Source organism: Achromobacter sp. Root83 (genome assembly GCF_001428845.1).
Classification (GTDB): domain Bacteria; phylum Pseudomonadota; class Gammaproteobacteria; order Burkholderiales; family Burkholderiaceae_B; genus Achromobacter.
Map to the genome: position 1 here is coordinate 113,688 of NZ_LMIU01000022.1, position 25,000 is coordinate 138,687.

Genomic DNA, 25,000 nt, shown 5'->3' on the forward strand with positions numbered 1-25,000 from the left:
GGCGAGGCGGGGCTCAATCGGCCCGCGCGCCGGACTGCTCGATGATCCGCGCCCATTTCAGCGTGTCGGCGCGGATGCGTTCGGCGAATTCCTCGGGCGTGCTGTGGGTGGTCTGGATGCCGTAGCCCGCCATCCGCTCGACCATTTGCGGCGAGGTCATCACGGTCCCGATCGCGGCGTTCAGGCGGTCGATGACCGCGCGCGGCGTCCCCGCCGGCGCCAGCACGCCTGACCACAAGCTGACCTCGTAGGATTCGAAGCCCGGCGATTCCGAGATCGAGGGCACGTCCGGCAAGGCCGCCAGCCGCTTGCGGCTGGTCACCCCCAGCGCCTTGATCTTGCCCTGCCTGACCTGGTCGATGAAGTTGGACGAGGTGTCGATCATCATCGAGATGCGTCCGGCCAGGAAGTCGTTGATGGCCCCCGACGTCCCCTTGTACGGGATATGGCGGATATCCACGCCCGCCGTGGACTTGAACATCTCGCCCGCCAGGTGGCTGGTGGTGCCGCTGCCCGAGGAACTGAATGTGAGCTCGCCCGGACGCTGCCTGGCAAGGTCGGCCAGTTCGGACACGGAACCGGCCTTCAGGTCCGGATTGACCACCAGCAGGTTGGACGTCAGGTTGGTCAGCGAGACCGGCGCGAAGCTCTTCTGCGGGTCATACCGCAGCTTGGCGTAGAGCGACGGATTGATGGTCAGCACGCCCATCGTGGAGTACAGCAGGGTATAGCCGTCGGGCGCGGCGGTGGCCACCGCCTCGGCCCCGATCGCGCCGCCCGCCCCGCCGCGGTTTTCCACCACCACGGACTGGCCGAGCTTGTCGCCCAGCCCCTGCGCCAAGGCCCGGGCCATCAGGTCGGTGGCCCCGCCCGCCGGAAACGGAACGACCAGCCGCAGCGGCCGGTCGGGATAGGGGCCCGCCGCCACGGCCGCGGAAATCAGGCCCATGCCGAGCCACAGGCTGACCGCGGTCAGCGCGCTTGCCATTTTCATGCTGTCTCCACACCTGGTTTTTTGTGTTTGGAGCATGGTAGGCGCGCGGCCGGGAAGGCGCTATGCGCGGGATCGCATATCTGCTTTGCGGAGGCCAGGGCCGGGGGACTAACCCGGTTGCGCCAGCAGACGCTGGATCTCGGCCTCGGTCTCCTGGTACCTGCCTTCGCCGAAGTGGCGATAGACGATCCTGCCCTGCTTGTCGATCAGATAGGCCGCGGGCCAATATTGGTTGCGGTACGCGTCCCAGGTGGCGTAGCGGTTGTCCTGCGCCACCGGATAGGTGATGCCGAAGCGCTGCAGCGCCTTTTCCACATTGGGCGTGGACCGTTCGAACGGGAACTCCGGCGTATGCACGCCCACCACGACCAGGCCCTGGTCCTTGTACTTCTGGTACCAGCTGGTGACGTAGGGCAGCGTGCGGATGCAGTTGATGCAGGTGTAGGTCCAGAAATCCACCAGCACCACCTTGCCGCGCAGCGATTCCATCGTCAGCGGCCCGCTGTTGAGCCATTTGTCGATGCCGGTGAATTCCGGCGCGGTGGGGGCTTCGGCCGGCGCCGGGGCGGCTTGCGCCGACCCTTGCATCAGAGAGGCGGCAATCAGCGCGCCCAGGGCAATCTTCTTGAACGTGGCAAACATGGCGAACTCCTTCAGGGTTGGACGAACAGGTTGCTGATCCAGGCATAGGCCAGGACGTCGTACTGGAAATAGATGGCGATGGCGGTCAGGACCAGCAACACGCCGAAGCCCTGCTGCAGGCGGTGCGTGTGGCGGGACAGCCCGCGCACCCGGGCCGCGATGGCCTGCCCGCCGTAGGCGATCACCAGCATGGGCACGCCCGCGCCGATCGCGAACACCAGCAGCAGGGTGCTGGACTGCACCAGGTCCTGCGCCTTGGCGGCCAGCACCAGGATCGACGCCAGCACCGGCCCGGCGCAGGGCGTCCACACCGCGCCCAGCGACAGGCCCAGCACGAAGCCGCCGGCATTGCCGCTGCCGGTGCCGCCCGCGGCAGCCAGGCGCTGCAAGGGGCCGCCGACCCGGGCGATCAGCCGGTCGTAAGGCTGGGGCCAGATCCGCGCCAGGCCGAACAGCGCCAGCAAGACGATGGAGGTGGAGCGCACGGCTTCGTGCACGGATTCGTTCAGGTTGGACAGGAGGCTGAGCGCGATGCCCAGGCCGGCGAACGCCAGCACGAAGCCGGACACGACGAACAAGGGCCGCAGCCGGCCGACGCGCTCCAGCGAGGTGCCCAGCAGCACCGGCAGCAGGGGCAGCACGCAGGGAGACGCGATGGTCAGCATGCCGGCGAGCAAAGCGATGGGAGTGTTGATGAGGTCCATGGGGGTCGTCCTTTGGAAAGTGACCCCATTGCACCCGCCGCACGTATCCGGCTTGTGCCGGACAGGCGGAATTTTTCAAGCGCGTGTACCCGCCGCCCGGGCGTATACAGTACGACACACTTCCCGGACCGGTCGGCGCTATAAACCGTTCACGCCCTGTATCCGGAACCCGCCATGAAACGCTTGCTTGCCGTCTTGCTGTTGCTGTTCGGCGGCTTCACCGCCGAAGCCGCCAAACCTTTCCAATGCCAGCTCATTTCAAACACCCGCCCGCGCCGCGATCCCTTGCCCCCGGGCGAGCGCTAGGCGCGGATAGAATTCCGCAACCGGACCCGCGCGCCAACCGCGCCGTCATCAACTACTGGAAGGCCCCGCAGATGGATCACATAGACCACGTCATGATCGTGGACGACGATCGGGAAATTCGCGAACTCGCCGGCGGCTTTCTCAGGAAGAACGGCCTGACGGTCACGCTGGCGGCGGACGGACGGCAGATGCGGTCCCTGCTGGAAAGCCTGTCCGTCGACCTGATCGTGCTGGACATCATGATGCCCGGCGACGATGGCCTGGTGCTGTGCCGGGAACTGCGCAGCGGCAAGCACCGCCGCATCCCCATCCTGATGCTGACGGCGCGCAGCGACGACATGGACCGCGTCCTGGGACTGGAGATGGGCGCCGACGACTATCTGGTCAAGCCCTTCGTGGCGCGCGAACTGCTGGCCCGCATCAAGGCGATCCTGCGCCGCACGCGCATGCTGCCGCCCAATTTCCAGGTGACCGAGCCCGGCCGCGAGATCGCCTTCGGCAACTGGCGGCTGGACACCACCGCGCGCCACCTGCTGGACGCGGACGGCACCATCGTGTCGCTCAGCGGCGCGGAATACCGGCTTTTGCGCGTGTTCCTGGATCATCCGCAGCGCGTGCTCAGCCGTGACCAGTTGCTGAACCTGACGCAAGGCCGCGACGCCGACTTCTTCGGACGGTCCATCGACCTGCTGGTCAGCCGCCTGCGCCAGCGGCTGCGCGAAGACGCGCGCGAGCCCATGTACATCAAGACCGTGCGCAGCGAAGGCTATGTGTTCTCCGCCGCCGTCGACGTTTCGGAATCCGGTCAGTGACCGCCGCCGCGCCGCGCACGTTCGCCTGGCCCCGCACGCTGGTCGCGCGGCTGTTCCTGATCTTCCTGGCGGGCCTGGTCCTGGCCTACGGGCTGTCGTTCGCTTCCCTTTTTTACGAACGCTACAGCGCCACCCGCAACATGATGCTGGGCGACCTGGAGCGCGACGTCGCCATCGCCATGGACATCCTGGACCGGCTGCCCGCCGCCGAGCGCCCCGCCTGGCTGCCGCGCCTGTCCAGCAACAACCGCCAGTACCTGCTGGGCGATGGCCGGGCCGACCAGCCGCTCGCAAACGACGCCGCGCGCACCGCCGCCCAGTCCATCGAGGCGGCGCTGGGGCCGGACCGTCCGGTGACCGTCCGCGCCATGGCGGACGATCCGCGCCACATCCAGGCGCGCGTCGTGCTGTCCGACGGCCAGCCGGCGGTGCTGGACATCGAGCTTTCCCGCATGCGGCCGGCGCCCTGGCTGGCGGCCGTGCTGGGCCTGCAGCTTTTGCTTCTGGCCGGCTGCGCCTGGCTGGCGGTGCGCCTGGCCGTCCGTCCCCTGACGCGCCTGGCCCGCGCGGCCGAGGAACTGGATCCCGACAGGAAAAGCCCGCTGATGGACGAGGCCGGCCCCGCCGAGGTCGCGCATGCCGCCGTCGCCTTCAACGCGATGCAGGACCGCATCTCGGCCCACCTTGCGGAACGCATGCAGATGCTGGGCGCGATCTCGCACGATCTGCAAACGCCGATCACCCGCATGAAGCTGCGCACGGAATTCATGGACCCGTCCGCCGACCGCGACAAGCTGGCGCAGGACCTGAACGAAGTGGAGCGGCTGGTGCGCGAGGGCATCGATTACGCCCGCAGCGCGCACGGCAAGACGGAAGCCCCGGCGCGCATCGACCTGAACGCCTTCCTGGACAGCCTGGTGTGCGACTACCAGGACACGGGCAAGGACGTCAGCCTGTCGGGCGACACCGTCCCGCCGCTGTCCACGCGCCCGCACGCGCTGCGCCGCATCCTGGGCAACCTGATCGACAACGCGCTGAAGTTCGCGGGCGCGGCCGAGGTGCGCGTGGCGGCACCGGACGGCGGGCACCTGTCGATCTTCGTGCTGGATCGCGGGCCGGGCATCCCCGCTGGCGAACTGGACGCCGTGCTGCAGCCGTTCTACCGCCTGGAGAGTTCCCGCAGCCGGGACACTGGCGGCACCGGTCTGGGGCTGGCCATCGCGCATCAGCTGGCGGCTGCCCTGGGCGGCACGCTGGTCCTCAGCAACCGCGAGGGCGGCGGCCTGTCGGCCGAGGTCAGGATCGCGCTGGAAGGCGCTGCGGCGCCGTAGGCGGCAGCGGTTGGCGGCAGCGGTTGCGCCGCGCCGGGGCGCCTGACGCGGCGCAGGCCTGGGCGTTGGGCGGCCCGCCACCTTGGCGCCGCGCAGCCCTTGGTACCGCGCAACCTTCGGCGCTAGGCTTCCCGCAGCGCGCCCGACAGCAGCAGCGGCTTCAGGATGCCGGCGGTGTACACCCGCGCCAGGTTCACCAGGAAATCCGTGAAATCCGCCTTCGCCGCGTGGTCGGCGCTGTCCGAGATCACCCGCATCACGGCGAACGGAATGCCGAACTCATGGCAGACCTGCGCCATGGCGGCGCCTTCCATTTCCAGGCACAGCGCATCGGGCAGGCGCTCGCGCAGCGCATGGGCCAGCTCGTTGTCGTTGACGAAGACGTCGCCCGTCGCGATCAGACCGTGGTGGACTTGCGGTTGCGCAGGCGCGGACGGCTGCCCGCCGCCGCTGGCGAATTCCCGGGCGAAGCCGCCGGCGCTTTGCAGCAGCAGCGCGCTCAGCGCCGGATCGGCGTCGAAGCGTTCGCGTCCCAGCAGGGGAATCTCGTGCCGGCCGAACAAGGGCCGCGCGTCCATGTCGTGCTGCATCAGCGCGTCGGCCACCACCACGTCGCCCACCCGCACCCGGGGATGCAGGCCGCCGGCCAGGCCCGTGAAGATCACCCGCGACACCTCGAATTCCTGGATGACGATGGATGCCGTGGCCGCGGCCGCCACCTTGCCGATACGGCTGAGCGCGATCACGCAGGGCGTGCCCCACAAGGTTCCCACCTGGAAATCGCGCATGGCGATGCGGCGGGTTTCGGCGCCGGGATCCATGGCCGCCAGCAGGTCGGCGATCTCTTCGTGCAGCGCGCCCAGAATGGCGAGACGTCCCATGATGTTCTTCTTTCCGTGATCGATGTGGATGCGCGGCCGCGTGCCGCCAGGGCGCAACATACTCCAATGCCGGCGCGGCCGCCAACCGGCGCCGGCGTTTGTATCGCAGCGTATCCCGCCGCCGCCTTGACACGCCGCGATGCAATCCCGGCGCCTGGCCGACACATGACGGATACAGCGGCTTGTTGCAATGGGGGCTCTTACCCACTGGCACGGCCACGCCGCGCCGCCACCCTGGAGTCATCATGGCAAAGCAACTCGAGCAGGTCCTCTACACCGCGCACACCCACACCACCGCCGGCCGCGAGGGCGCGGGACGCAGCAGCGACGGCGCGCTGGACGTGACGCTCAGCATGCCCGGATCGGGCAAGCCCGGCACCAATCCCGAACAATTGTTCGGTGTGGGCTATTCCGCCTGCTTCATGGGCGCGATGAAGCGCGCCGGCGCCACTCATGGCATCACGGTCCCGCGCGATGTTGCCATCGACGCCAGCGTGTCGCTGGGCAAGGTCGACGGCGGCGCGAACTTCGCGCTGGGCGTCACCCTGGCCGTGTCCCTGCCCGGCCTGACTGCCGAGCAGAAACAATTGCTCGTCGAATCGGCGCATCAGCTCTGCCCCTATTCGCGCGCCATCCGCGACAACATCGACGTGCAGTTCGAGATCGTCTGACGCCCATCGTCCGGCGCGCTCCGGAACGCGGGCCCTCCGAACTGCCCCCCCGAAAGTTGGACAAAACCCAACCTTCGGGTTTTTTGCATCGAGCCGCTTTTTTTCCGGCTTTCAGATACCAACCGATGGCAATTCGGACTGCTACTGATGCTGTAGTAAAGACGGACTCCCGCAAATCGATGCCAACGTCCCGCCCCGGGAAAATCGGGCCACCACCCGCCGCTGGCTAGGCAAAAAGATGGTGTACATCCATTCAGCAGGGAAACCACGCGGCCTGCCCGCCGAACCTTGCGTGATAGCTTGCGTCACGCAGGCGTGGTCACAGCCGGCGGCAGAGGCATCGAAAGACTCTATCTGTGTGTGGGGAGACGATCATGGTGAAGAACCTTGCCGTATTCTTCGACGGAACCTGGAACGAGCCCAACGACCGCACCAACGTCTACGAGCTATACAAGGCCGCGCCCGAAACCAGCACGCAGGAAACGCTCTACATCGAGGGCGTGGGCACCCAGGGCCAGGGCCTGTGGGCCGCCATCGACAAATTCATGGGCGGCGCCTTCGGCGCCGGCCTGTCCGCCAACATCCGGCAAGGCTACCGCTGGCTCTGCCAGCGCCACGAGCCCGGCGACCGCATCTTCCTCTTCGGCTTCAGCCGCGGCGCCTACTCCGCGCGCAGCCTGGCCGGCATGGTGCGCAAATGCGGCCTGCTGAACACCCCCACCGACGAGGGCGTCGGGGAAGCCTACGCGCTATACCGCGACGACTGCACCCCATCCTCCGCCGAAGCCGCCGCCTTCCGCGCCAAGTTCTCGCGCGAGACCGACCTGCACTACGTCGGCGTCTGGGACACCGTCGGCAGCCTGGGCATCCCGGTCGGCAGCATCCCCTTTCCGGGCTTCTCCAGCTTCTACAACTTCCACGACACCGAACTGAGCAACCACGTCCTGCACGCCTATCACGCCATCGCCACCAACGAATACCGCGAGCCCTACTTCCCCACCCTGTGGACCCGCCAGCCCGGCTCCCCGCCCCGCCCGGATCACCTGCCCGTGGAGCAGCGCTGGTTCATCGGCGCGCACTCCGACATCGGCGGGGGCTATCAGGATGGAAGCCTGCAGACCCTGCCCGCGTCATGGCTGCAGGAAAAAGCGCGGCAGGCGGGGCTGGAGGCGGGAACGGTGCAGCGCATCTCCACCGACTACGAGCAGTGCGAGCCGCATGATTCGTACAAGGAGTTCACCGAGAAGGTGCCGATTCCGGTGAAGAAGCGGCCCCGGTTGTGGGATCGGGAGACGGTGCTGAACCTGACGATCGACGATCGGCTGGTCGGGCGGTTCGAGAGGAACCAGGGGTTCTTGAGGGAGTATCCGGATTTCAGGGATGAATTGGGGAAGCTGGAGGTGGGGAAATAGGCGCGCCTGCCTGCGGCAAGGGCCGTCAGGCAGCTTCGTGCTCGCGCATTTCCACACGCAAACCGGCGGCCGCCGCCATATTCACCAGCGCATCCAGACCAAACAGATTGATCTTGCCCCGCATCAGGTCGGAGATCTCGTCTCCATATGGTTTGCGGCTGACTTTCCCCGCCGCATGTGGCTCGGCGCTCACCTAGAGAGCGCAATCCACGATACAGGAGGCGAGCCGCCCTCCGAGTAACGAGCGGCCATAATATCTTAACTAGCGTGCGGGCATCGCATATCGTACGCCTCAAGAAATTGCAGATATTTTATTTCTTATAAATGATTGAAACGTAGGCGATATTTCTTCGATTTCTTTACTGACAGGATCCACCTCCACGACCTTCCAATCACTACATCGAAATCCGGTGCAGTATCCCTGAAAATCATCACCAAAGAGAAGTACATTATCCTCCCCAAGGATCTCCTCACCGTATATTTCAACGTATTCAACCAATCCGTTATAAATCATATAAACGGCTTCTCCCAATTCCCCCGCACCGATCTCCATCAAAAAATCAACATAATCCTTCGGTGGATTTAGCATAAAAGGATTCAAATCGGAGTCGAAGGCGACCTTAACTAAACCATCAAATGGAGTTCCGCGCCCTTTTTGCGTCGCCAGATCATCGTACGTAGCCACAATATCCCGCCTTATCTCTTAAATATCTCGTTTAACGGCCCACCCGATCGATGCAAACCAGCTTGGTGCTGATCCGGGAATCTCGCAGGGTGGATATTCCACCATTTATTGGGGCCACCATAGCCGCTCTCAATCACGTGATGAGCATCATAAGGTCGACCGACGTTTCTCACAAGATTTCCAGATTTTGACATAACCGGCTCACTGTACGTCGGCCACTTTTGCCCAGTATTTGCTTCCCACTCTGAGATAAGCGAGGTCTTTATTCGATCAAACTCCGAACGATTAGCCATCGCCTCCGCTTTGGACAATTTTGAATACTCATTCAATCGAAGGTCTTCTGCCAATAATCGACGTTGAACCGTGGTCAAAGGAACCCCAGTCTGAGATTTAATGTCCCAAACGTAAGCTCGACTTTGGCTAGACAAGCGCGTCCAAGAACCGGCGCCATTCGACGGAGGTACGAGACCTGAGCCAGTAATTCGCCCACCACGAGTCCCTAGAATTCCTCCCAACAACCCAGCGGCGCCGCTTCCGGCAGCTTCAAACTCTCCTGTTAGAAGATCGGTGAAGATCTGCCCCCCGGCATCGAACGGCGCTGAATAGTACTCGCCGAGCGTCCCCCCCGCCTTAGCGAACTTGCCTGTATCACTCCACGGAGTGAACTCGTCTGCCTGTCCCGTAACCAGCGCCTTGCTGGTTAGATATCCCAGTTGCGCCGTATCTGCGGCCATCAGGGGAACTTCCAGCGCGGCATCCTTCGCCCCAACGAATAAATCGCGCGTCCACGCACCAAACTTTTCCGAAAGGGTGGGCGCCGTAGTGTCCATGACCGACCTGTTCGCACGCCCTTCTGTCAGGCCGTAGACGAACGATCCCTTTTTACCCCACAGATCCACTAAGTTGGGCCCCTTTTGTAGCCTCGCCACCGCTTCCGCGAGAGCGGCGGATTGGTTACCGCCGTTGTCCGCGAGATAGATTCCTTCTTGTTGCGGCCGTTCCTCGGACATCGCCTGGACAAGCGAAGCGTAGAAGTCCGTATCGGAGTCGCTATTCGTATAGGTCACAGCGGGCCCGCCGTTGGCGAGGCTCGACCGAAGTTTCGCGAGCGGTAAGCCGCCATCATCCATCGACAACGGATTGGGCGCGAACTCAACGAGTTGCTGCTCGGTTACCTGCAATCCCGTGCCCAGCGTCGGATTCGAGGGGGACAAGTTTGGCATCGCGAGCCGCATCTCATCGACAATCGAGTTCCCCAGGGCATTCCCGAACGCGTCAACAGCGACTTGCACGTAGTTCGCTTTTCCTCCAGACAACACCGAAGCCGCCACTCCCCCTACCGCGCCCGCCACAAATCCACGAGTCAGCCTTTCACTGAACGATGACGCATTCGGGAGGAGTTCGGACGCCACCGCGGAGCCAACCCCAGCCCCAACCCCCGCAGCCGCCACATTCGTCCAACTGAATTTGGACTGCAGACCCGTCGCCGCTGCGATGCCCACCGCAACAAAGATCTTGCCGATCCCACCGCATCCGCCTCCACCACCGCCGCTGTCCGCCGCAGGCACCGGCATCGTCGGCTGGGTATCGCCGATGAGCTTGCCCGGGTCATACGGCTTGAACGTCTTGTAGTCGTTATGGTTGCCCGTCACCCGGTTCGGGATCGTGACGGTCGCGCCCACCCGCAGGTCGCGGTCGCTCGCCAACCCGTTGGCCTCGGCGACCAGATACCACAGCCGGCTGTCGCCATACGCTTGCTGCGCAATGGTTTGCAGCGTGTCGCCCGCCTGGATGCGGTACGAGCCCGGACTGGCCGAAGGATTGCCCCCATCAATCGGACGGAATGAAGGCGAGAAGTCGTCGGCGCCCGCGGTGGGCCCCGTTGTCCCCATCAATTCGCCGTTGACCACCAGCGACCGCATGGTCGTGCCATTCTGCACGCGCATCAGGATCTTGCCGTTGGCGTCGTGGATCAGCGTCTGGTTCTTGCTGCTGTCCTTGCTGTCGACCACGCCCACCATGTTGCCGTTGACGTCGTACTGGTACGTCGTCTGGCCGGGATCCAGTTGTGTGCTGACGCCGGATAGCGTCGCTTCGCGGTAGCCCTCGTAGCGCGTATGCGTGTAGGTATAGGTGTTGGTATAGGACGTTCCATCCCACATGTCCATGCGGTACTGGGTCACGTTGCCGGCCTGGTCGTAGCCGGTGTACGCACTGTTGTAACGGCTGGCGAGGCCGCCAGCGGTCATGTGCAACACGCGCACGTTCGCCAAACGGCCTGCCGCGTCGTACATGTTGCGCTTCTGCTCGTTTGCCAGGCCCGCCCGGTCAAAGAAGGCCTTGCCCTGCGACCCGTCGATACCGCTCATGACGACGCGGTCCGCCCCGTCGTAATAGCGCGCGTCCAGCATCTGCCCGTCTCGGCGCAGCGTGGTCAGCCGGTTGAGCGTGTCGTAACTGTAGGTCTCGGTGGTAAAGCCCGCGGCGGTGCTGCCATCGGCGTAGATAACCTTGTCCCAATACAGGTCGCTCAGGCGATTGCCGTTCGCGTCATAGGTCAGCTTATGGCCTTGGGTGGCGTTGATCTCCAGATTGGCGTTCACGGCCTCGACCGTGGTCTGCCGGTTCATGGAGTCATAGCCAGGTGGAAGAGCAAGTACTCGGGTGTTCAGGTGTCCGAGTTGCAGCGGCTGCGCGAGCTGGAGGCTGAGAACGCCAAGCTCAAGCGCATGTTTGCAGACTTGGCGTTGGAGAGTGCGGCGATCAAGGACGTCCTAAACCGAAAATCCTAACGCCGTCGGCCAGGCGCGAGGTGGAGCAACCGCTGGTGCAAGCCAAGCTTTCAATCACACGCGCGTGTCAGATTGCCGGCCTTTCGCGGGTGGCGTACTACAAGAGGCCAACGCCGGCATCTGAACGAGATGCTCCAGTCATTGATGCCCTCAATGCCATTGTCACTCGGCATGGGCGCTGGGAGTTCTGGAAGTGCTTTACCCGGCTGCGGCTCGACGGACGCTGCTGGAATAAAAAGCGCGTTCATCGGGTGCACTGCGATATGAGCTTGAACTTGCCTCGGCGCAGCAAGAAGCGGCTACCAGAGCGGCCTCGACAGCCGCTGGATCTGGCCACGGAGCCCAATCGCTGTTGGGCGCTGGACTTCATGCATGATGCGCTCTACTGCGGGCGACGGTTCCGGACACTGAACGTAATTTACGAGGCGAATAGGGAATGCTTGGCCATCGAGGTTGGCATGTCCATCCCTTCGGCGCGCCTGATTCGCGTCTTGAGCCGGTTGATCGATTGCTATGGGCCTCCCGACGCTGTATGCCTGGACAGCGGCCCGGAGATGATTTCCGACCCCTTTACCGAATGGGCCGCTGCCAAAGGCATTTCGATCCGCCATATCCAACCTGGCAAGCATCAAAACGCCTTTATCGAGCGCTTCAATCGCACTTATCGCATCGACGTGCTTGATGCACATCTGTTCGCCAACCTTGAGCAGGTCCAAGCAATCATTGATCGATGGCTCGTCGATTACAACGAATGCCGCCCGCATGAGTCGCTGGGCGGCCTCCCACCGGTGCACTTCATGCCTCGGTTAGCCCGTGCTCCGATCGTCTATCAACCAGTGGCTACTTGACAGGAGAGCTTACGCTGAAGCTTGAGGGGTTGATGCATCCACAGCCGATACATCGCCCATGCCGATCTGCGCGCCAAAGATCCCTTGTCGCGCGCTCCGAATCAATGGATACTTATTGACGGTTACCGCCTCGCCCGCTGATAAATCTTACTCGCATGCCATACGTTCCTTTCTGGATCAAGCGCGTACCAGGCTTCAATATGGGAAAGGTTGCCCACCTTTAGGAGCGGCCAACATACCCGGCACCACACTAGCGCACATAACACGAGGCCACTGCATTTAAAAGGGGCTGCTTCGGCCAAGGCATTCGCACATTCCAAAATCGGCCAGTTTTTTTGGAACCGCCTATGGCTCAACTACCCCCTGGGGGGGGATCGTGGGGAAAAACGGGCGACCAAAGAAACCGAATCGCATAATTTCGCGCATCCAACTCGTTGTCGGTCGGATAAACTTCATATTCATTCAGGATATCCGCCCATGAAAAATCCGGATTCTGGAATGCTGAGATCAAAGCTTCGCGTAACTTTCGCTTATATTCAGAATTAGCGACCATTTCAAAGAAAAGCGCATTTTCCTCCGCCTCCGAGCGCCCAAGATCGGACGCAAACACTGAATCAAGTATTCCGTGAATTATTGAGTAATCGTTCATTTTCATCTCGTCGGGAAGATTGTGTCCGTTAGCCAACGATTCTCAACCGAGCTCCATTTGTACACTGCGTCGACCTTTTGGAGTCCATCAATACGTTGGATAGGTCCTTGTAAGTTTGGATTGTACGAAGAACTACCAATACGCGAAAACCCTCTCCCAAGATTCACCCCAAGATCGACTCCATTTAAGCGAATGGAGTTCTGGTTAGGCGAAAATGCAACAGCGCGCCCCAGACAGCTCTCACGTAATATTTCATCAGCTAAAATCAGAAGATCATTGGAATAAAAGGCTGTGGACATTGGAGGTAATATCGGCTGCTGCGTCACCATATTGAGCTTCACCGTTCCGTTACGGCCGCCTCTCCCGCGCCTCCGATAGCTCTAGTTCCTAGCGCACTCGCACCGCTTGTAGCCGTGTACAGCCATTTGCGAGGCCATATTCGGATTAATAGGCGCCGAACCAGTTTCGCCACGGAAGATCAGGCGACGCCCACCTACCGAAAACATAGCGAATTAATCACCCGTCACGGCAGTCAATGAGGACGGATCACGTTAACCAAATGACTGGTGTGCAATCGTGCCGGAACCGAATTCCGGCAATTGCTCCAACATAGCAGCCCCCCTCCTGCCTCTCCGCCGTACCCTCAAAATTTTTGGAATAACAAATAATCAAGGCGCATAGCATTTCCCGGGTTTCCCTATCGCTCTCACCAAAAGCAGGATCACTGTTATTTCGTCAACAACGAATGAACTCGTTCCGCTGAGATATCCGTGCATTCCAGCGATAGCAAATGAGCTAGCGTAAACGCAATCTTCTCAAATGTCGGCTCATTCGAAGAAACATCCCCGTAGGCAGCATGACAAATTTCTACCATACCACTACTCAGGTTTGCTCCGTCTTCGAAGGCTCGCTTTAATCCAGAAATGGAAGCAGCTGCGTATTCTGGCGGCAAGCCAATATTGGTCGCCTCGAAAATGCCAATCAACGAATCCGAATATATTTTTTTTGACAGCGGTGATTTTCCGGCTTTTACCCTAAGCACTGCATCTACGTTAGACGGTAGATAACGCACCCCAAGCAATCCATATACGACACGAGCCCCGCGGGGAATTATGCACTCCAATACCAGAGTACAAGTGTGATATGTTTTCCCTTCTTTGAACTGATGCAAAAAAACAGAGTCGTCTGTAGGTGCTAACAGACAGGAATCCTCATGAGGCTCATTACACCAAAGGCGAAACTTCCCGTGCGCGCCAATATTTCCATTTTTCACTAAAGCTTGCTCCAAAAGTTAAGACGATTTTTATTGAAGGAGCCAGGCTCTGTTTTACCTATAGCTTTGATCTCATCGGGGTGGCGTAGACGCTAATGGCGAAACCTGATAGGGCCTCTGGCAATTCGGTGCAACAACGACCCAGAATATGTCGGAACGGCGCTGACAACTTGGGCGACCAAACGTGGCGTTCGGCCGAAACATATCAAGCCCGGCAAGCCACAGCGGAATGCCTACATTGAACGGTTTGATCAAACCGCACGGTAAGAATGACTACCCCCATATGAGTGGGAAGACCTTGAACATCGCGAAAATAATTATTTCGCTACGTACCCCAGCGCCACGCTAGCTGCCAGCGCCTCTTTCTTTACCGCCGCCACCACCGCGCCGTCCGCCGACACATCAAACCCGCCCGTCGCACCCAGCGCGGTCAATACCGCGCAGACCCGCCCGGTGTGGTCATACAGCGGCGCCGACACCGCGCTGATGCCGCGCAGGTTCGTGTCCTTCACGGTTGCGCACCCTAGCGCACGGACTTCGCGGCGCAGGGCGCCGATGGGGTCCTCGCGGTCCAGCAGCGCGCGTTGTTCAACCGGCGCGCCGGCCAGTTCGGCCTCCGCCAGCGCCTGCACGGGTGCCTCGTCCAATAACCCCAGAAAGGCACGCCCCGTCGCCGACCACAGCATCGACAGCACCGAGCCCACGCGCACGTTCACCGTGACCGGCAGGCCCGGCTCTTCGAAGCGCACGATGGTGGGGCCCTTGTTGCCCATGACCGCGATGAAGCAGGTGACGGCCAGGTTTTCGCGCAAGCGGACGAGCGCGGGCTCGCCGATGCGAAGGGGGTCGGCCTGGCGCATGGCGGCCACGCCGATGAACAGGGCTTCCAGGCCCAGGTGATATTGCTGCGTAGCCGCTTCCTGGTCGACCAGGCCTTCGGCGATGAGGCTCATCAGATAGCGATGCACTTTGGCCGGGCTTTCGTCGATGTGGGCGGCCAAGGCGGTGAGGCTGGCGCGCCCGCCCAATCGGGCCAGGCCCTTGAGCACCGTCATGCCGGTTTCGGCGGCCTGCACCCGTTGGCGGCGCTCGCGCGGGCGTGCAGTCGCTTCCGGGGCGGAATCGAGGCCGGATTCGGGCGGCGGGGGGGCTTTGCTCATGGGGAAATTCGGCTCCGGGACAGACGCTGCCAGGCAAAAAAGGGACTGTAAGCCTGAAGCGGGATCAAGGTTAACCCTTCTTTAAAATTTACGCATAGCGTATATGATTTACGCAAATAAGGGATGCCATCAGGACATTCCATGTAAAGGAGACTTGCGCATGCGCAACTTGAAGCACCATTTTCTGGCCGGCCTGCTGGCCCTGCCCCTGCTGGCCTGTGCCAGCGCATCCGCCCAGCAGCCGGACGCCGCCTATCCGTCCAAGCCCGTGCGCTGGATCGTGCCCTATGCGGCCGGCGGCGGGTCCGATTTTCTGGCGCGCAGCATCGGCCAGGGGTTGACGGGGCGGCTGGGCCAGCCGGTCGTGATCGAGAACAAGCCCGGCGGCAACACCGCCATCGCCGCCTCGGAAACCGCGCGCGCCACGGCCGACGGCTACACGATGCTGTCCGCCGACAACGGCACGCTGGTGTTCAACCCGGCGCTCTATAAGAAGCTGTCGTATGACCCGGCGAAGGACCTGGCGCCCGTCACGCTGATGGGCCGCTTCCCGATGATCCTGGTCGTCGGACCGGCGATGAAGGTCAACACGGTGCAGGAGTTCCTGGCCGAGGCCAAGAGCCGCAAGGACGGGCTGGACTACGCGTCGGCCGGGGCGGGCAGTCCGCATCACCTGGCGATGGAATTGCTGAAGGTCGAATCCGGCCTGACCCTCACGCACGTCCCCTATCGCGGCGCGTCGCCCGCGCTGGCCGATGTGGCCGGCGGGCAGGTTCCCGCGATGATGGTGGACCTGGCGGCGGGCGCCGGCTTCATCAATGGCGGCAAGGTCAAGGCGCTGGCTGTCGCCAACCCGACCCGCCTGCCGCAGTTGCCCGATGTGCCGACCTTCGCGGAAATCGGCCTGAAGAACGTGGAAGCCTCCGCCCAAGTGGGCGTGGTGGTGCCGGCCGGCACGCCCAAGGCGGTGATCGACGCCTTGAACAAGCAGGTCGTGGCCACCATCAATGACCCGGCCACGCGCCAGCGTCTGGTCGAGTTCGGCATCGAGCCCGTGGGTAACACGCCCGCGCAGTATGCCGACATGCTGACGGGCGAGCGCGCCCGCTGGCAGAAGCTGATCAGCGACCTGGGCATCACCCTGGATTGAGCGCCGCAGGTCCGAGCACCTGGCCTGCCGCAAGCCGACGCGCGCGGCGGGCCCGCAAGACGAACACACGGAAAGAACTCATGACCCTAACACCCGCTTCCCCGCGCCCTTCGGGCTGTCCCATTAACCACGCCGCGCTGGCCGCCACGCAGAGCCCGACCGGTTGCCCCATCAGCGCGCGCGCCGCCGCGTTCGACCCTTTCGGCGACGGCTACCAGCAGGACCCGCCCGAGTACGTGCGCTGGGCGCGCGACCAGGAGCCGGTGTTCTACAGCCCGCAGCTCGGCTACTGGGTGGTCACGCGCTACGACGACATCAAGGCGATCTTCCGCGACAACATCACCTTCAGCCCGTCCATCGCGCTGGAGAAGATTACCCCCACGGGGCCCGAGGCCAACGCGGTGCTGGAATCCTATGGCTACGCCATGAACCGCACCCTGGTGAACGAGGACGAACCCGCTCACATGCCGCGCCGCCGGGTGCTGATGGACCCGTTCACGCCCGAGGAGCTGAAGCACCATGAACCCATGGTGCGCCGTTTGACGCGCGAATACGTGGACCGCTTCATCGACGATGGCCGCGCCGACCTGGTCGATCAGTTGCTGTGGGAGGTGCCCCTGACCGTGGCGCTGCATTTCCTGGGCGTGCCCGAAGAGGACATGGACCTGCTGCGCCAGTACTCCATCGCGCACACCGTCAATACCTGGGGCCGTCCCAAGCCGGAGGAACAGGTGGCCGTGGCGCATGCGGTAGGCAACTTCTGGCAGCTTGCCGGCAAGATCCTGGACAAGATGCGGCAGGATCCGTCCGGCCCCGGCTGGATGCAGTACGGCCTGCGCAAGCAGCGGACGCACCCGGAAGTCGTGACCGACTCCTATCTGCATTCCATGATGATGGCGGGCATCGTTGCGGCGCACGAGACCACGGCGAACGCGTCGGCCAATGCCATCAAGCTGCTGCTGCAGCACCCGGAAGCCTGGCGCGAAATCTGCGAAGACCCCGACCTGATCCCCAATGCGGTCGAGGAATGCCTGCGCCACAACGGCTCGGTCGCGGCCTGGCGGCGGCTGGCCACGCGCGATGTCGACATCGCGGGCGTTGCCATCCCGGCCGGATCCAAGCTGTTGATCGTGACGTCGTCCGCCAATCACGACGAAGGCCAGTTCGCCGATGCCGACCTGTTCGACATCCGCCGCGAGAACGCCAGCGACCAGCTTACCTTCGGCTATGGATCGCACCAGTGCATGGGCAAGAACCTGGCGCGCATGGAGATGCAGATCTTCCTGGAAGAGCTGACGCGCCGCCTGCCGCACCTGAAACTGGCCGAACAGGCCTTTACCTACGTGCCCAATACGTCGTTTCGCGGACCGGAACACCTGTGGGTGGAATGGGATGCGCAGCGCAATCCCGAACGCGCCGACCCCGCCCTGCTGCAGGGCCAGCATCCCGTGCGCATCGGCGAGCCGTCCTCGCACGCGATCACCCGTCCGGTCGTGGTGCAGAGCGCCGTCCAGGCGGCCGACGGGGTCCTGCGCCTGCGCCTGGTTTCGCCTGACGGCAAGGCCCTGCCCCGCTGGTCGCCGGGATCGCACATCGACGTGGAGTGCGGCGACACGGGCCTGTCGCGCCAGTATTCGCTATGCGGCGACCCCGCCGAAACCGGGGTGTTCGAGATCGCGGTGCTGCGCGAGGCCGATGGACGCGGCGGCTCCGCCTGGATGCACGAGCACGCCCTGCCCGGCGCGCGCCTGCGCATCCGCGGTCCGCGCAACCACTTCCGGCTGAACGAAGCCGCCGGCAAGCTCGTCCTGATCGCGGGCGGCATCGGCATCACGCCCATCAGCGCCATGGCGCGCCGCGCCAGCGAACTTGGCATCGACTACGAACTGCATTACAGCGGCCGTTCGCGTCATTGCATGGCGCTGGTGGACGAACTGGCCCGGTTGCACGGAAGCCGCCTGCACCTGCACATCAAGGACGAAGGCGGGCGCGCCGACTACGCGGCGCTGCTTGCCGCGCCGCAAGCGGATACGCAGATCTATGCCTGTGGTCCCCAAACGCTGCTGGATGCGCTGGCAGGGTGCTGCGCCGTGTGGCCGCAAGACACGCTGCGTGTGGAGCATTTCCACTCCACGCTGGGCACGCTCGATCCTTCCAAGGAGCAGGCGTTCGAGGCGGTGCTGAAGGATTCGGGCATCGTCATCACCGTGCCGGCGGGCCAGACGCTACTGGCAGCGCTGCGCGGCGCCAATATCGACGTGCAAAGCGACTGCGAGGAAGGTCTGTGCGGGTCCTGCGAGGTGCGCGTGCTGGAAGGTGACATCGATCACCGCGACGTGGTCCTCACGCGGGCCGAACGCGAGGCGAACAACAAGATGATGGCCTGCTGCTCGCGGTCATGCGGCGGCAAGAAGGTGGTTCTGGAACTATAGAGCCCCCACGCCGCGCCCACCAAAAAAACGCCCCGGCGGTTCACGCCGGGGCCATCCCTGCACCACACACTGCTGCTTGCTCAAACCATCCCGTTCAGTTCGGGAACACTTTGATCTGATCGCTCTTGAGCACGTCAGGCGTCAGGCTCTTTTCGATCCAGGCCATCGACGTGTCCGTCACCCCCGGCGTCACCAGTTCGGCCGGCACGATGGTGATGTCGGAAAGCACCTTGAACGGATACTTGTCGCTCTTCTTGGTCACGCCGAAGAGCTGCGCTTCCAGCGCCTGGCCGTCCGCGCGGTGCATCTTCACTTCGCGGCCATACCCCTTGAAGCTCACGTCATGCATGGCCGCGGCGACCTGCTCCGGCGTGGGCCACGCGCCGTTGTTGTCCTTGATGGCCTTTTCGTAGCCCGCCTTCAGGCCCTGGATGCCCTGCACCATGTGATACACCGAGTAGATCGGATAGGCGCCGGTCTTGTCGTGGAATTTCTTCACGAAGGCCTGGTGCTGCGGATCGTCCTTGGTTTCCGGATGTAGGAAGTAGTGATCGCCCCGGGCGCCGACCAGGACGCCTTCGGGCAGCGCGTTACCCAGGCGTTCCAGTGAACTTTCGGCCAGCGACAGCACGAAGGTGGAGTTCTTGAACAGGTTGCGCTGCGAAGCCTGGCGCACGAAATTGTCCAGGTCGCCGCCCCAGGAGGTGGAGACGATGACGTCCGGGCGCAATGCCTGCAGGCGGCTGATTTCGGTGGAGAAGTCGGCGGCGCCGAACTTGGGGAACATCTCGGCCACGACCTTGACGTCGGGCTTGAACTTCTTCAAGGCGGCCAGGAAGATGTCGCGCGAATCGCGGCCCCAGGCGTAGTCCTGGTTGACGATGGCGATGGTCTTGAAGTCGGGCTTGACCTTCATCAGGTACAGCACCTGGGCGACCATTTCGGTGGTGGCGTTGGCCTGCGTGCGCACCACGTACTTGTAGTTCTTGCCTTCCAGCGCCTTTTCCGTGCCGCAGTCCCACATCACGTTCAGCACTTTCAGGTCTTCGGCCACGGGCGCGACGATGTTGCAGTGGCCGCTGGAGATGGCCGACAGCATCACGCGCGTGCCGCCTTCGGCCAGGCGGCGGTATTCGGACAGCAGTTTTTCGCCGCCGCCGCCTTCGTCGATGTAGCTGGGCACCAGCTTCACGCCGTCGATGCCGCCGTTGGCGTTGATGTCCTGGATCAGGATGTCGGCCGCGTCGCGGGCCGGCACGCCAAACACCGACGCCGATCCCGACAGGAAGGTCGAGATGCCGATGTTCAGTTCCTTGGGCTTGTCGGCGGCGCCAGCCAGCGCGGTCAGGCCCGACAGCAGGGTGGCGCCCAGCAAGGCCGCCAATGTTGAGGTCTTCATGGTGTTGTCTCCAGTGTTGTTATCGGGTCTGTGCCCTTAGAAAACGATGGCGTCGCGCAAGCTGCCGCCGGTGGCGAGGTGATCGAACCCCTCGTTGATCTGGTCCAGCGAAAACGATCGGCCCATCATCCTGTCCACCGGCAGCCGGCCGGCCTTGTACAGGTCGATATAGCGGCCGATGTCGATGGCGGGCACGCCCGAGCCCAGGTAGCTGCCCCGGATCTCGCGCTCTTCGCCCACCATCTGCGACAGCGACAGCGGAAAGCTGAGCTTGGGATTGGGCAGGCCCGACGTGATAGTGGCGCCGCCGCGGCGGGTCAGCTTGTAGGCCGTTTCAAAGGCGGGCACCGCGCCCGCCATGTCGAAGCCGTAGTCCACGCGGCCGCCGGCCAGGTCCATCAGGTCATCGTCCGACTTCACCTGCTTCGGATTGACGGTATGGGTGGCCCCCAGCTCCTTGGCCAGCGCCAGCTTTTCGTCGCTGAGGTCGATGGCGACGATGCGGCGGGCGCCGGCCGCCGCCGCGGCCAGCAGTGCGCTCAGACCCACGCCGCCGAGCCCGACGATGGCGGCCGTGTCGCCCGTCTTGATGCGGGCGCGGTTGATGACGGCGCCCGCGCCGGTCAGCACCGCGCAGCCGAACAGCGCGGCCTCGCGGTGGCTGAGTTCGACATTGACCTTGACGCAGGAACGCCGCGAGACCACCGCGTACTCCGCGAAGCACGACACGCCGGTGTGGTGATTGATGTATTCGTCGCCGATGTGCAGGCGGCGCTCGCCGCCCAGCAGCGTGCCTTTGGTGTTTGCCGCGGCCCCGGGTTCGCACAAGGCGGGCCGGCCTTCCATGCAGGGATTGCAGCAGCCGCAGCTAGGCACGAACACCATGGCGACGTGGTCGCCGGGCTTCAGGTCCGTCACGCCGGGGCCGGTTTCCACGACCTCGCCCGACGATTCGTGGCCCAGCACGATGGGCACGCCGCGCGGACGGTCGCCGTTGATGACGGACAGGTCCGAATGGCACAGCCCCGCCGCCTTGATCCTGACCAGCACTTCGCCGAACCCGGGCGGGTCCAGTTCGATCTCCGCGATACTCAATGGCCGGGTCTGCGCATAGGGGACTTCGACCCCTACTTCCCGCAACAACGCCGCTCTGATTTTCATGCGCCTTCATCCACAGAAAGAGAACAACCGGTGCCCGGCACCGGTGAAGCCGGACTGGCCCTACACCGTGCGCCCGCCGTCCACCGGGAATTCCACGCCGGTGATGAACTCGGCCGCATCGCTGGCCAGGAACAGCGCGGCGGCGGCCACGTCGGACGGCTGGCAGAAGCGGCCCAGCGGAATGGTCGACACGAACTTGGCGCGGTTTTCGGGGGTGTCCGGCAGGCCCATGAAGAGCTCGAACATGCCGGTGATGCCCATGACCGGGCAGATGGCGTTGACGCGGATGCCGTCGGCGCCCAGTTCCACGGCCATGGACTTGGACAGCACGTTGACCGCGCCCTTGGACGCGTTGTACCAGCTCAGTCCCGGACGCGGACGGATGCCGGCGGTGGAGCCGATGTTCAGGATGACGCCGCGCTTCTGCTTGCGCATGACGGGCACCACGGCCTGCGCCATGTGATAGATGGACTTCACGTTGATGTCGAACATGCGGTCGAACATGGCCTCGTCCACATCCAGCATGGGCTGGTTCTTGTGGGTGATGGCGGCGTTGTTGACCACGATGTCGACCGACCCGAATTTTTCCTGGGCGGCGCGCACGACGTTGTCGATGTCGGCGCGGCTGGACACGTCGGCCTTGACGGCCAGCGCGGCCTCGCCGACCTCCGCGGCCACGCGGTCCGCGGCTTCTTTGTTGATGTCGGCGATGACGACCTTGGCGCCTTCCTTGGCATACAGCTTGACGATGCCTTCGCCGAAACCGCTGCCGCCGCCCGTGACGATCGCAACCTTGCCTTGCAACTGGCTCATTTTCTTGTCTCCGTATGATGCGTGGCGATCACTCGCCATAGAACTGAATCAGGGTCTTGGTGGTGCTCATTTCTTCCAGGGCGATGAAGCCCTTCTCGCGGCCATGCCCGCTTTTCTTGACGCCGCCGAAGGGCAGCTCCACGCCGCCGCCCGCGCCGAAGCCGTTGATGTAGACCTGGCCGCACTTGATGCCGCGCGCCACGCGCTGCTGGCGTCCGCCGTTTTCGGTCCAGACCGCGCCCAACAGGCCGTAGTCGGTGGCGTTGGCCAACCGGATGGCTTCGGCCTCGTCCGTGAAGGGCAGCGCGACCAGCACCGGCCCGAAGATTTCCTGGGTGAGCAGATCGCTGTCGTGGCTGGCGGCGCTGAATAGCGTGGGCTTCACGAAGTAGCCGCCCTTGGGCACGCCGTCCGCGATGCCGCCTTCGGCCGCCACCGTCAGGCCGTCGGACAAGCCCTTGGCGATGTAGCGGTTCACGCGGTCGAACTGCGCCTTGTTGACGACGGGGCCGCAGGTCAGGTCCATGTCCGGCGTACCGGCGCGCACCTTGGAGAACTCCTCGGCCAGTGCCTTCATGAAGTCCGCGTAGATGCCCTTCTGCACCAGCAGGCGGCTGCCCGCGGTGCAGGTCTGCCCGGTGTTGTGGACGATGCCCTTGACGATGGCGGGAATGGCCAGCTTGTAGTTGGCGTCGTCGAAGACGATGTGCGCAGACTTGCCGCCCAGCTCGAGCACGCACTTGACGGCATTGACCGCCGCGGCCTGCTGGATCAGCACGCCGACCTCGTTGGAACCCGTGAAGGTGATGAAGTTGATGCCCGGATGGCGCGACAGCGCGGCGCCCGCCTCTTCGCCCAGGCCCGTCACGATGTTCAGCGCGCCGGCCGGGAAGCCCACGTCCAGCGCCAGCTCGGCCACGCGGATGATGGACAGGCAGGCGTCTTCGGCCGGCTTGACCACGGCGGCATTGCCCATGGCGAGCGCCGGGGCCACGCTGCGGCCGAACATCTGCGCGGGGTAGTTCCACGGAATGATGTGGGCGGTGACGCCCAGCGGCTCGCGGATGAGCTGGACCGAATAGTCCTTCTGGAAAGGGATCGTCTGGCCGTGCACCTTGTCGGCGGCGCCGCCATAGAACTCGAAATAGCGCGCCAGCACGGTGATGTCGCCGCGAGCGGTGGACATGGGCTTGCCGGTGTCGCGGGATTCCAGTTGGGCCAGTTCTTCATGGTGCGCCAGGACGCTTTCGCCCAGGCGCAGCAACAGCCGGCCGCGTTCCAGCGCCGTCATCTGGCCCCAGCCGCCGTCCAGCGCGTCGCGCGCGGCCTGCACCGCCGCATTCACGTCGGCCTGCTGGCCGCGGGGAATGGTCGTGAACACCTCGCCGTCCACCGGCGATACCACCTCGATCGTGCGCCCGTCGTGGGCATCGGCCTGACGGCCGCCGATAATCATCTGCGTCATGGAAAGTCTCCGTGGGAATTCAGTTCAGCGTGATCGAGCCGCGCTCGATCGTCCATATCTGGTCGGGGATGTCGCCCAGCAGCTTGACGTTCGACTCGGTGACCACCACGCACAGATCGGGCTGCATTTCCTTCAGCCGGCCCAGCGCTTCGGTGTAGTCGCGCGCAAGCTTGGGCGCGAGTCCCTGGAAGGGTTCGTCCAGCATCAGCAGCCGGGTGCCGACCATGATGGCGCGCGCCAGCGCCACCATCTTTCCCTGGCCGCCCGACAGGGCCGAACCCGAGCGCTTGAGCATGGGCTCAAGCTGTGGCACCACCTGCAGCACCGTCGCCACGCGGGCCTGGATTTCCGCCTTGGACTGGCCTTGCACTTCACACGGCAGATACAGGTTTTCCTCGACCGTCATGGTGGGGAAGATGACCCGGTCCTCGGGCGCATAGCCCACCTTCATGGCCGCCCGCTTATGCCCGGGTTGCGCGGTCAGGTCGGTGCCGTCGAAGGCGATCTTGCCGGACCGGATCCGGGTGAGGCCCATGATGGTGCGCAGCAGCGTGGTCTTGCCCGCGCCGTTGCGGCCGACGATGCCGATGGTTTTCGACGCCTCGAAGCTGGCGCTGACGTCGCGCAGGATGCGGTTTCCCGCCAGGTCGACGTTGATGGCCGATAGATTCAACATGGTTCAGGCCCCCAGCACTTCGCTTCTGATTTGCGGGTTGTTCAAGACTTCATCGGGCGAGCCGTCCGCGGCCACCTTGCCCGCGATCCAGGCCGCCACCCGCGTGGCGTAGCGCGACACGATGTCCACGTCGTGCTCGACGAACCAGCTCGTCACGCGGCGTTCATCCAGCGCATGCATCACGGTTTCCATCAGCGCGAATTTGTCTTCGGACGCCACGCCGCTGGTGGGTTCGTCCATGATCAAGAGCTTGGGCCGCAGCGCCAGCGCCATGGCCACGTCCAGCAGCTTGCGCTTGCCTTCGGGCAACTCGATGCTGGCCTCGTCGGCCTCGGGAAGCAGGCCCACAAGATCCAGCGTGGCGTCCACCTCGCGTCCGTCGATGGTGCTTTCCAGAGAACGGAACCAGCTCAGTTCCTTGTTGCGCCGCGCGGCGGCAATCTCCACGCACTGGCGCACGGTGTGCTCGGTGAAAAGCTGCGGAAGCTGGAACGACCGCCCCATCCCCAGACGCACGATCTTGCGCGGAGCCATGGCGGTGACGTCCTTGCCGTCGAAGTACACCTTGCCTTTGGAGGGCGCCAGATAACCGGTGCAGATGTTGATGAAGGTGGTCTTGCCCGCGCCGTTCTGCCCGATCACGGCCAGGCGTTCGCCTTCATGCAGCTCGAAGTTGATGTTGTCCGCGGCCACCACGCCGCCGAAGGCCAGGTACAGGTCTGTGGTTTGAATGAGGGGTTTCAT

Annotated in this window: 23 protein-coding genes and 2 pseudogenes; 9 read left to right on the forward strand and 16 right to left on the reverse strand. The window is 63.7% G+C overall.

Annotated elements, in window-relative coordinates; genetic code table 11:
- Positions 1-13: 13 nt before the first annotated feature.
- The 3 genes from ASE30_RS16340 to ASE30_RS16350 form a co-directional block, all read right to left on the reverse strand.
- Positions 14-994: a tripartite tricarboxylate transporter substrate binding protein gene (locus ASE30_RS16340; RefSeq protein ID WP_057285337.1), complete on the reverse strand. Its 981-nt coding sequence runs from the start codon at positions 992-994 to the stop codon at positions 14-16.
- A 108-nt stretch (positions 995-1,102) separates the two neighbouring features.
- The gene (locus ASE30_RS16345) at positions 1,103-1,636 is read right to left on the reverse strand and encodes a thioredoxin family protein (protein WP_057285338.1); all 534 of its coding nucleotides are present in this window, start codon (positions 1,634-1,636) and stop codon (positions 1,103-1,105) included.
- 11 nt (positions 1,637-1,647) lie between these two features.
- Positions 1,648-2,340 (reverse strand): cytochrome c biogenesis CcdA family protein, encoded by a 693-nt coding sequence (locus ASE30_RS16350; RefSeq protein WP_057285339.1) that lies wholly within the window; start codon positions 2,338-2,340, stop codon positions 1,648-1,650.
- Positions 2,341-2,514: 174 nt separating this feature from the next.
- Here ASE30_RS16350 and ASE30_RS29775 point away from each other — a divergent pair, with 174 nt between their 5' ends.
- The 3 genes from ASE30_RS29775 (at position 2,515) to ASE30_RS16360 (ending at position 4,789) form a co-directional block, all read left to right on the forward strand.
- Entirely contained in the window at positions 2,515-2,646 is a 132-nt protein-coding gene (locus tag ASE30_RS29775) for a hypothetical protein (RefSeq protein WP_255366988.1), read from the forward strand.
- A 71-nt stretch (positions 2,647-2,717) separates the two neighbouring features.
- A complete protein-coding gene (locus ASE30_RS16355; protein WP_057285340.1) occupies positions 2,718-3,458 on the forward strand; it encodes a response regulator in 741 nt (246 codons plus the stop codon).
- Complete coding sequence (locus tag ASE30_RS16360) at positions 3,455-4,789, forward strand: HAMP domain-containing sensor histidine kinase (RefSeq protein WP_057285341.1); 1,335 nt, start codon at positions 3,455-3,457, stop codon at positions 4,787-4,789. Before ASE30_RS16355 ends, ASE30_RS16360 begins: the two co-directional genes overlap by 4 nt.
- Positions 4,790-4,911: 122 nt before the next feature.
- Here the strand turns inward: ASE30_RS16360 and ASE30_RS16365 are convergent, their stop codons facing one another.
- On the reverse strand, positions 4,912-5,670 hold the full coding sequence (locus ASE30_RS16365) for a 5'-methylthioadenosine/adenosylhomocysteine nucleosidase (protein ID WP_082601642.1): 759 nt from the start codon (positions 5,668-5,670) through the stop codon (positions 4,912-4,914).
- 245 nt (positions 5,671-5,915) lie between these two features.
- Here ASE30_RS16365 and ASE30_RS16370 point away from each other — a divergent pair, with 245 nt between their 5' ends.
- Entirely contained in the window at positions 5,916-6,341 is a 426-nt protein-coding gene (locus ASE30_RS16370) for an organic hydroperoxide resistance protein (RefSeq protein WP_057285343.1), read from the forward strand.
- Positions 6,342-6,715: 374 nt separating this feature from the next.
- A complete protein-coding gene (locus tag ASE30_RS16375) occupies positions 6,716-7,753 on the forward strand; it encodes a DUF2235 domain-containing protein (RefSeq protein ID WP_057285344.1) in 1,038 nt (345 codons plus the stop codon).
- A 25-nt stretch (positions 7,754-7,778) separates the two neighbouring features.
- Here ASE30_RS16375 and ASE30_RS16380 read toward each other — a convergent pair.
- The 3 genes and pseudogenes from ASE30_RS16380 to ASE30_RS16390 all read right to left on the reverse strand — a co-directional run.
- Positions 7,779-7,889, reverse strand: a pseudogene (locus ASE30_RS16380) (XRE family transcriptional regulator); the annotation flags it as partial.
- A gap of 156 nt (positions 7,890-8,045) precedes the next feature.
- Positions 8,046-8,438: an SMI1/KNR4 family protein gene (locus ASE30_RS29010; protein ID WP_156407686.1), complete on the reverse strand. Its 393-nt coding sequence runs from the start codon at positions 8,436-8,438 to the stop codon at positions 8,046-8,048.
- A gap of 11 nt (positions 8,439-8,449) precedes the next feature.
- Positions 8,450-11,068, reverse strand: coding sequence for a LysM peptidoglycan-binding domain-containing protein (locus tag ASE30_RS16390; protein ID WP_082601606.1), 2,619 nt, complete (start codon positions 11,066-11,068; stop codon positions 8,450-8,452).
- On the opposite strand from ASE30_RS16390, the gene ASE30_RS16400 reads away from it, so the two are divergent.
- Positions 11,003-12,078 (forward strand): IS3 family transposase gene (locus ASE30_RS16400; RefSeq protein ID WP_369819334.1). Its coding sequence is split into 2 segments (ribosomal slippage): positions 11,003-11,228 and positions 11,228-12,078, totalling 1,077 coding nucleotides; the frame shifts between segments, so codons are not numbered across the junction. The genes ASE30_RS16390 and ASE30_RS16400 overlap by 66 nt on opposite strands.
- A 352-nt stretch (positions 12,079-12,430) precedes the next feature.
- Here ASE30_RS16400 and ASE30_RS29015 read toward each other — a convergent pair.
- Together ASE30_RS29015 and ASE30_RS29020 are read right to left on the reverse strand one after the other, a co-directional pair.
- A complete protein-coding gene (locus ASE30_RS29015; RefSeq protein WP_156407688.1) occupies positions 12,431-12,727 on the reverse strand; it encodes a hypothetical protein in 297 nt (98 codons plus the stop codon).
- A gap of 727 nt (positions 12,728-13,454) precedes the next feature.
- Positions 13,455-14,000, reverse strand: a complete 546-nt coding sequence (locus tag ASE30_RS29020; protein WP_156407689.1) for a hypothetical protein — start codon at positions 13,998-14,000, stop codon at positions 13,455-13,457.
- Between the two features lie 114 nt (positions 14,001-14,114).
- Here ASE30_RS29020 and ASE30_RS28590 point away from each other — a divergent pair.
- A pseudogene (locus tag ASE30_RS28590) lies at positions 14,115-14,264 on the forward strand (integrase core domain-containing protein); the annotation flags it as partial.
- Positions 14,265-14,317: 53 nt separating this feature from the next.
- On the opposite strand, the gene ASE30_RS16405 reads toward ASE30_RS28590, so the two are convergent.
- Positions 14,318-15,160: an IclR family transcriptional regulator gene (locus ASE30_RS16405; protein ID WP_057285348.1), complete on the reverse strand. Its 843-nt coding sequence runs from the start codon at positions 15,158-15,160 to the stop codon at positions 14,318-14,320.
- Between the two features lie 160 nt (positions 15,161-15,320).
- Here ASE30_RS16405 and ASE30_RS16410 point away from each other — a divergent pair, with 160 nt between their 5' ends.
- Together ASE30_RS16410 and ASE30_RS16415 are read left to right on the forward strand one after the other, a co-directional pair.
- Positions 15,321-16,310: a tripartite tricarboxylate transporter substrate binding protein gene (locus ASE30_RS16410; RefSeq protein WP_057285349.1), complete on the forward strand. Its 990-nt coding sequence runs from the start codon at positions 15,321-15,323 to the stop codon at positions 16,308-16,310.
- An 80-nt stretch (positions 16,311-16,390) separates the two neighbouring features.
- Entirely contained in the window at positions 16,391-18,742 is a 2,352-nt protein-coding gene (locus ASE30_RS16415) for a cytochrome P450/oxidoreductase (protein ID WP_057285350.1), read from the forward strand.
- A gap of 94 nt (positions 18,743-18,836) precedes the next feature.
- Here ASE30_RS16415 and ASE30_RS16420 read toward each other — a convergent pair whose 3' ends face one another.
- The 6 genes from ASE30_RS16420 to ASE30_RS16445 are packed head-to-tail and all read right to left on the reverse strand — an operon-like array spanning position 18,837 to position 25,000.
- Positions 18,837-20,141 (reverse strand): ABC transporter substrate-binding protein, encoded by a 1,305-nt coding sequence (locus ASE30_RS16420; protein WP_057285351.1) that lies wholly within the window; start codon positions 20,139-20,141, stop codon positions 18,837-18,839.
- A 36-nt stretch (positions 20,142-20,177) separates the two neighbouring features.
- A complete protein-coding gene (locus ASE30_RS16425; RefSeq protein WP_057285352.1) occupies positions 20,178-21,302 on the reverse strand; it encodes a zinc-dependent alcohol dehydrogenase family protein in 1,125 nt (374 codons plus the stop codon).
- 60 nt (positions 21,303-21,362) lie between these two features.
- Positions 21,363-22,115 carry a glucose 1-dehydrogenase gene (locus ASE30_RS16430; protein ID WP_057285353.1) on the reverse strand — a complete coding sequence of 251 codons (753 nt, stop codon included), beginning with the start codon at positions 22,113-22,115 and terminating at the stop codon, positions 21,363-21,365.
- A 28-nt stretch (positions 22,116-22,143) separates the two neighbouring features.
- Positions 22,144-23,580, reverse strand: a complete 1,437-nt coding sequence (locus ASE30_RS16435; RefSeq protein WP_057285354.1) for an aldehyde dehydrogenase family protein — start codon at positions 23,578-23,580, stop codon at positions 22,144-22,146.
- A gap of 19 nt (positions 23,581-23,599) precedes the next feature.
- On the reverse strand, positions 23,600-24,256 hold the full coding sequence (locus ASE30_RS16440) for an ABC transporter ATP-binding protein (protein WP_057285355.1): 657 nt from the start codon (positions 24,254-24,256) through the stop codon (positions 23,600-23,602).
- 3 nt (positions 24,257-24,259) lie between these two features.
- The gene (locus ASE30_RS16445; protein WP_057285356.1) at positions 24,260-25,000 is read right to left on the reverse strand and encodes an ABC transporter ATP-binding protein; all 741 of its coding nucleotides are present in this window, start codon (positions 24,998-25,000) and stop codon (positions 24,260-24,262) included.

What these genes read in the sequence shown, in the direction of transcription:
- ASE30_RS16410 (WP_057285349.1), top strand. Translation starts at nt 15,321, where the DNA reads ATGCGCAACTTGAAGCACCATTTTCTGGCCGGCCTGCTGGCCCTGCCC.
- ASE30_RS16430 (WP_057285353.1), bottom strand. Translation starts at nt 22,115, where the DNA reads ATGAGCCAGTTGCAAGGCAAGGTTGCGATCGTCACGGGCGGCGGCAGC.
- ASE30_RS16445 (WP_057285356.1), bottom strand. Translation starts at nt 25,000, where the DNA reads ATGAAACCCCTCATTCAAACCACAGACCTGTACCTGGCCTTCGGCGGC.
- ASE30_RS16350 (WP_057285339.1), bottom strand. Translation starts at nt 2,340, where the DNA reads ATGGACCTCATCAACACTCCCATCGCTTTGCTCGCCGGCATGCTGACC.
- ASE30_RS16435 (WP_057285354.1), bottom strand. Translation starts at nt 23,580, where the DNA reads ATGACGCAGATGATTATCGGCGGCCGTCAGGCCGATGCCCACGACGGG.
- ASE30_RS16355 (WP_057285340.1), top strand. Translation starts at nt 2,718, where the DNA reads ATGGATCACATAGACCACGTCATGATCGTGGACGACGATCGGGAAATT.
- ASE30_RS16345 (WP_057285338.1), bottom strand. Translation starts at nt 1,636, where the DNA reads ATGTTTGCCACGTTCAAGAAGATTGCCCTGGGCGCGCTGATTGCCGCC.
- ASE30_RS29015 (WP_156407688.1), bottom strand. Translation starts at nt 12,727, where the DNA reads ATGAACGATTACTCAATAATTCACGGAATACTTGATTCAGTGTTTGCG.
- ASE30_RS16375 (WP_057285344.1), top strand. Translation starts at nt 6,716, where the DNA reads ATGGTGAAGAACCTTGCCGTATTCTTCGACGGAACCTGGAACGAGCCC.
- ASE30_RS16370 (WP_057285343.1), top strand. Translation starts at nt 5,916, where the DNA reads ATGGCAAAGCAACTCGAGCAGGTCCTCTACACCGCGCACACCCACACC.
- ASE30_RS16390 (WP_082601606.1), bottom strand. Translation starts at nt 11,068, where the DNA reads ATGAACCGGCAGACCACGGTCGAGGCCGTGAACGCCAATCTGGAGATC.
- ASE30_RS16425 (WP_057285352.1), bottom strand. Translation starts at nt 21,302, where the DNA reads ATGAAAATCAGAGCGGCGTTGTTGCGGGAAGTAGGGGTCGAAGTCCCC.
- ASE30_RS16440 (WP_057285355.1), bottom strand. Translation starts at nt 24,256, where the DNA reads ATGTTGAATCTATCGGCCATCAACGTCGACCTGGCGGGAAACCGCATC.
- ASE30_RS16340 (WP_057285337.1), bottom strand. Translation starts at nt 994, where the DNA reads ATGAAAATGGCAAGCGCGCTGACCGCGGTCAGCCTGTGGCTCGGCATG.
- ASE30_RS16420 (WP_057285351.1), bottom strand. Translation starts at nt 20,141, where the DNA reads ATGAAGACCTCAACATTGGCGGCCTTGCTGGGCGCCACCCTGCTGTCG.
- ASE30_RS16365 (WP_082601642.1), bottom strand. Translation starts at nt 5,670, where the DNA reads ATGGGACGTCTCGCCATTCTGGGCGCGCTGCACGAAGAGATCGCCGAC.
- ASE30_RS16415 (WP_057285350.1), top strand. Translation starts at nt 16,391, where the DNA reads ATGACCCTAACACCCGCTTCCCCGCGCCCTTCGGGCTGTCCCATTAAC.
- ASE30_RS29775 (WP_255366988.1), top strand. Translation starts at nt 2,515, where the DNA reads ATGAAACGCTTGCTTGCCGTCTTGCTGTTGCTGTTCGGCGGCTTCACC.
- ASE30_RS16405 (WP_057285348.1), bottom strand. Translation starts at nt 15,160, where the DNA reads ATGAGCAAAGCCCCCCCGCCGCCCGAATCCGGCCTCGATTCCGCCCCG.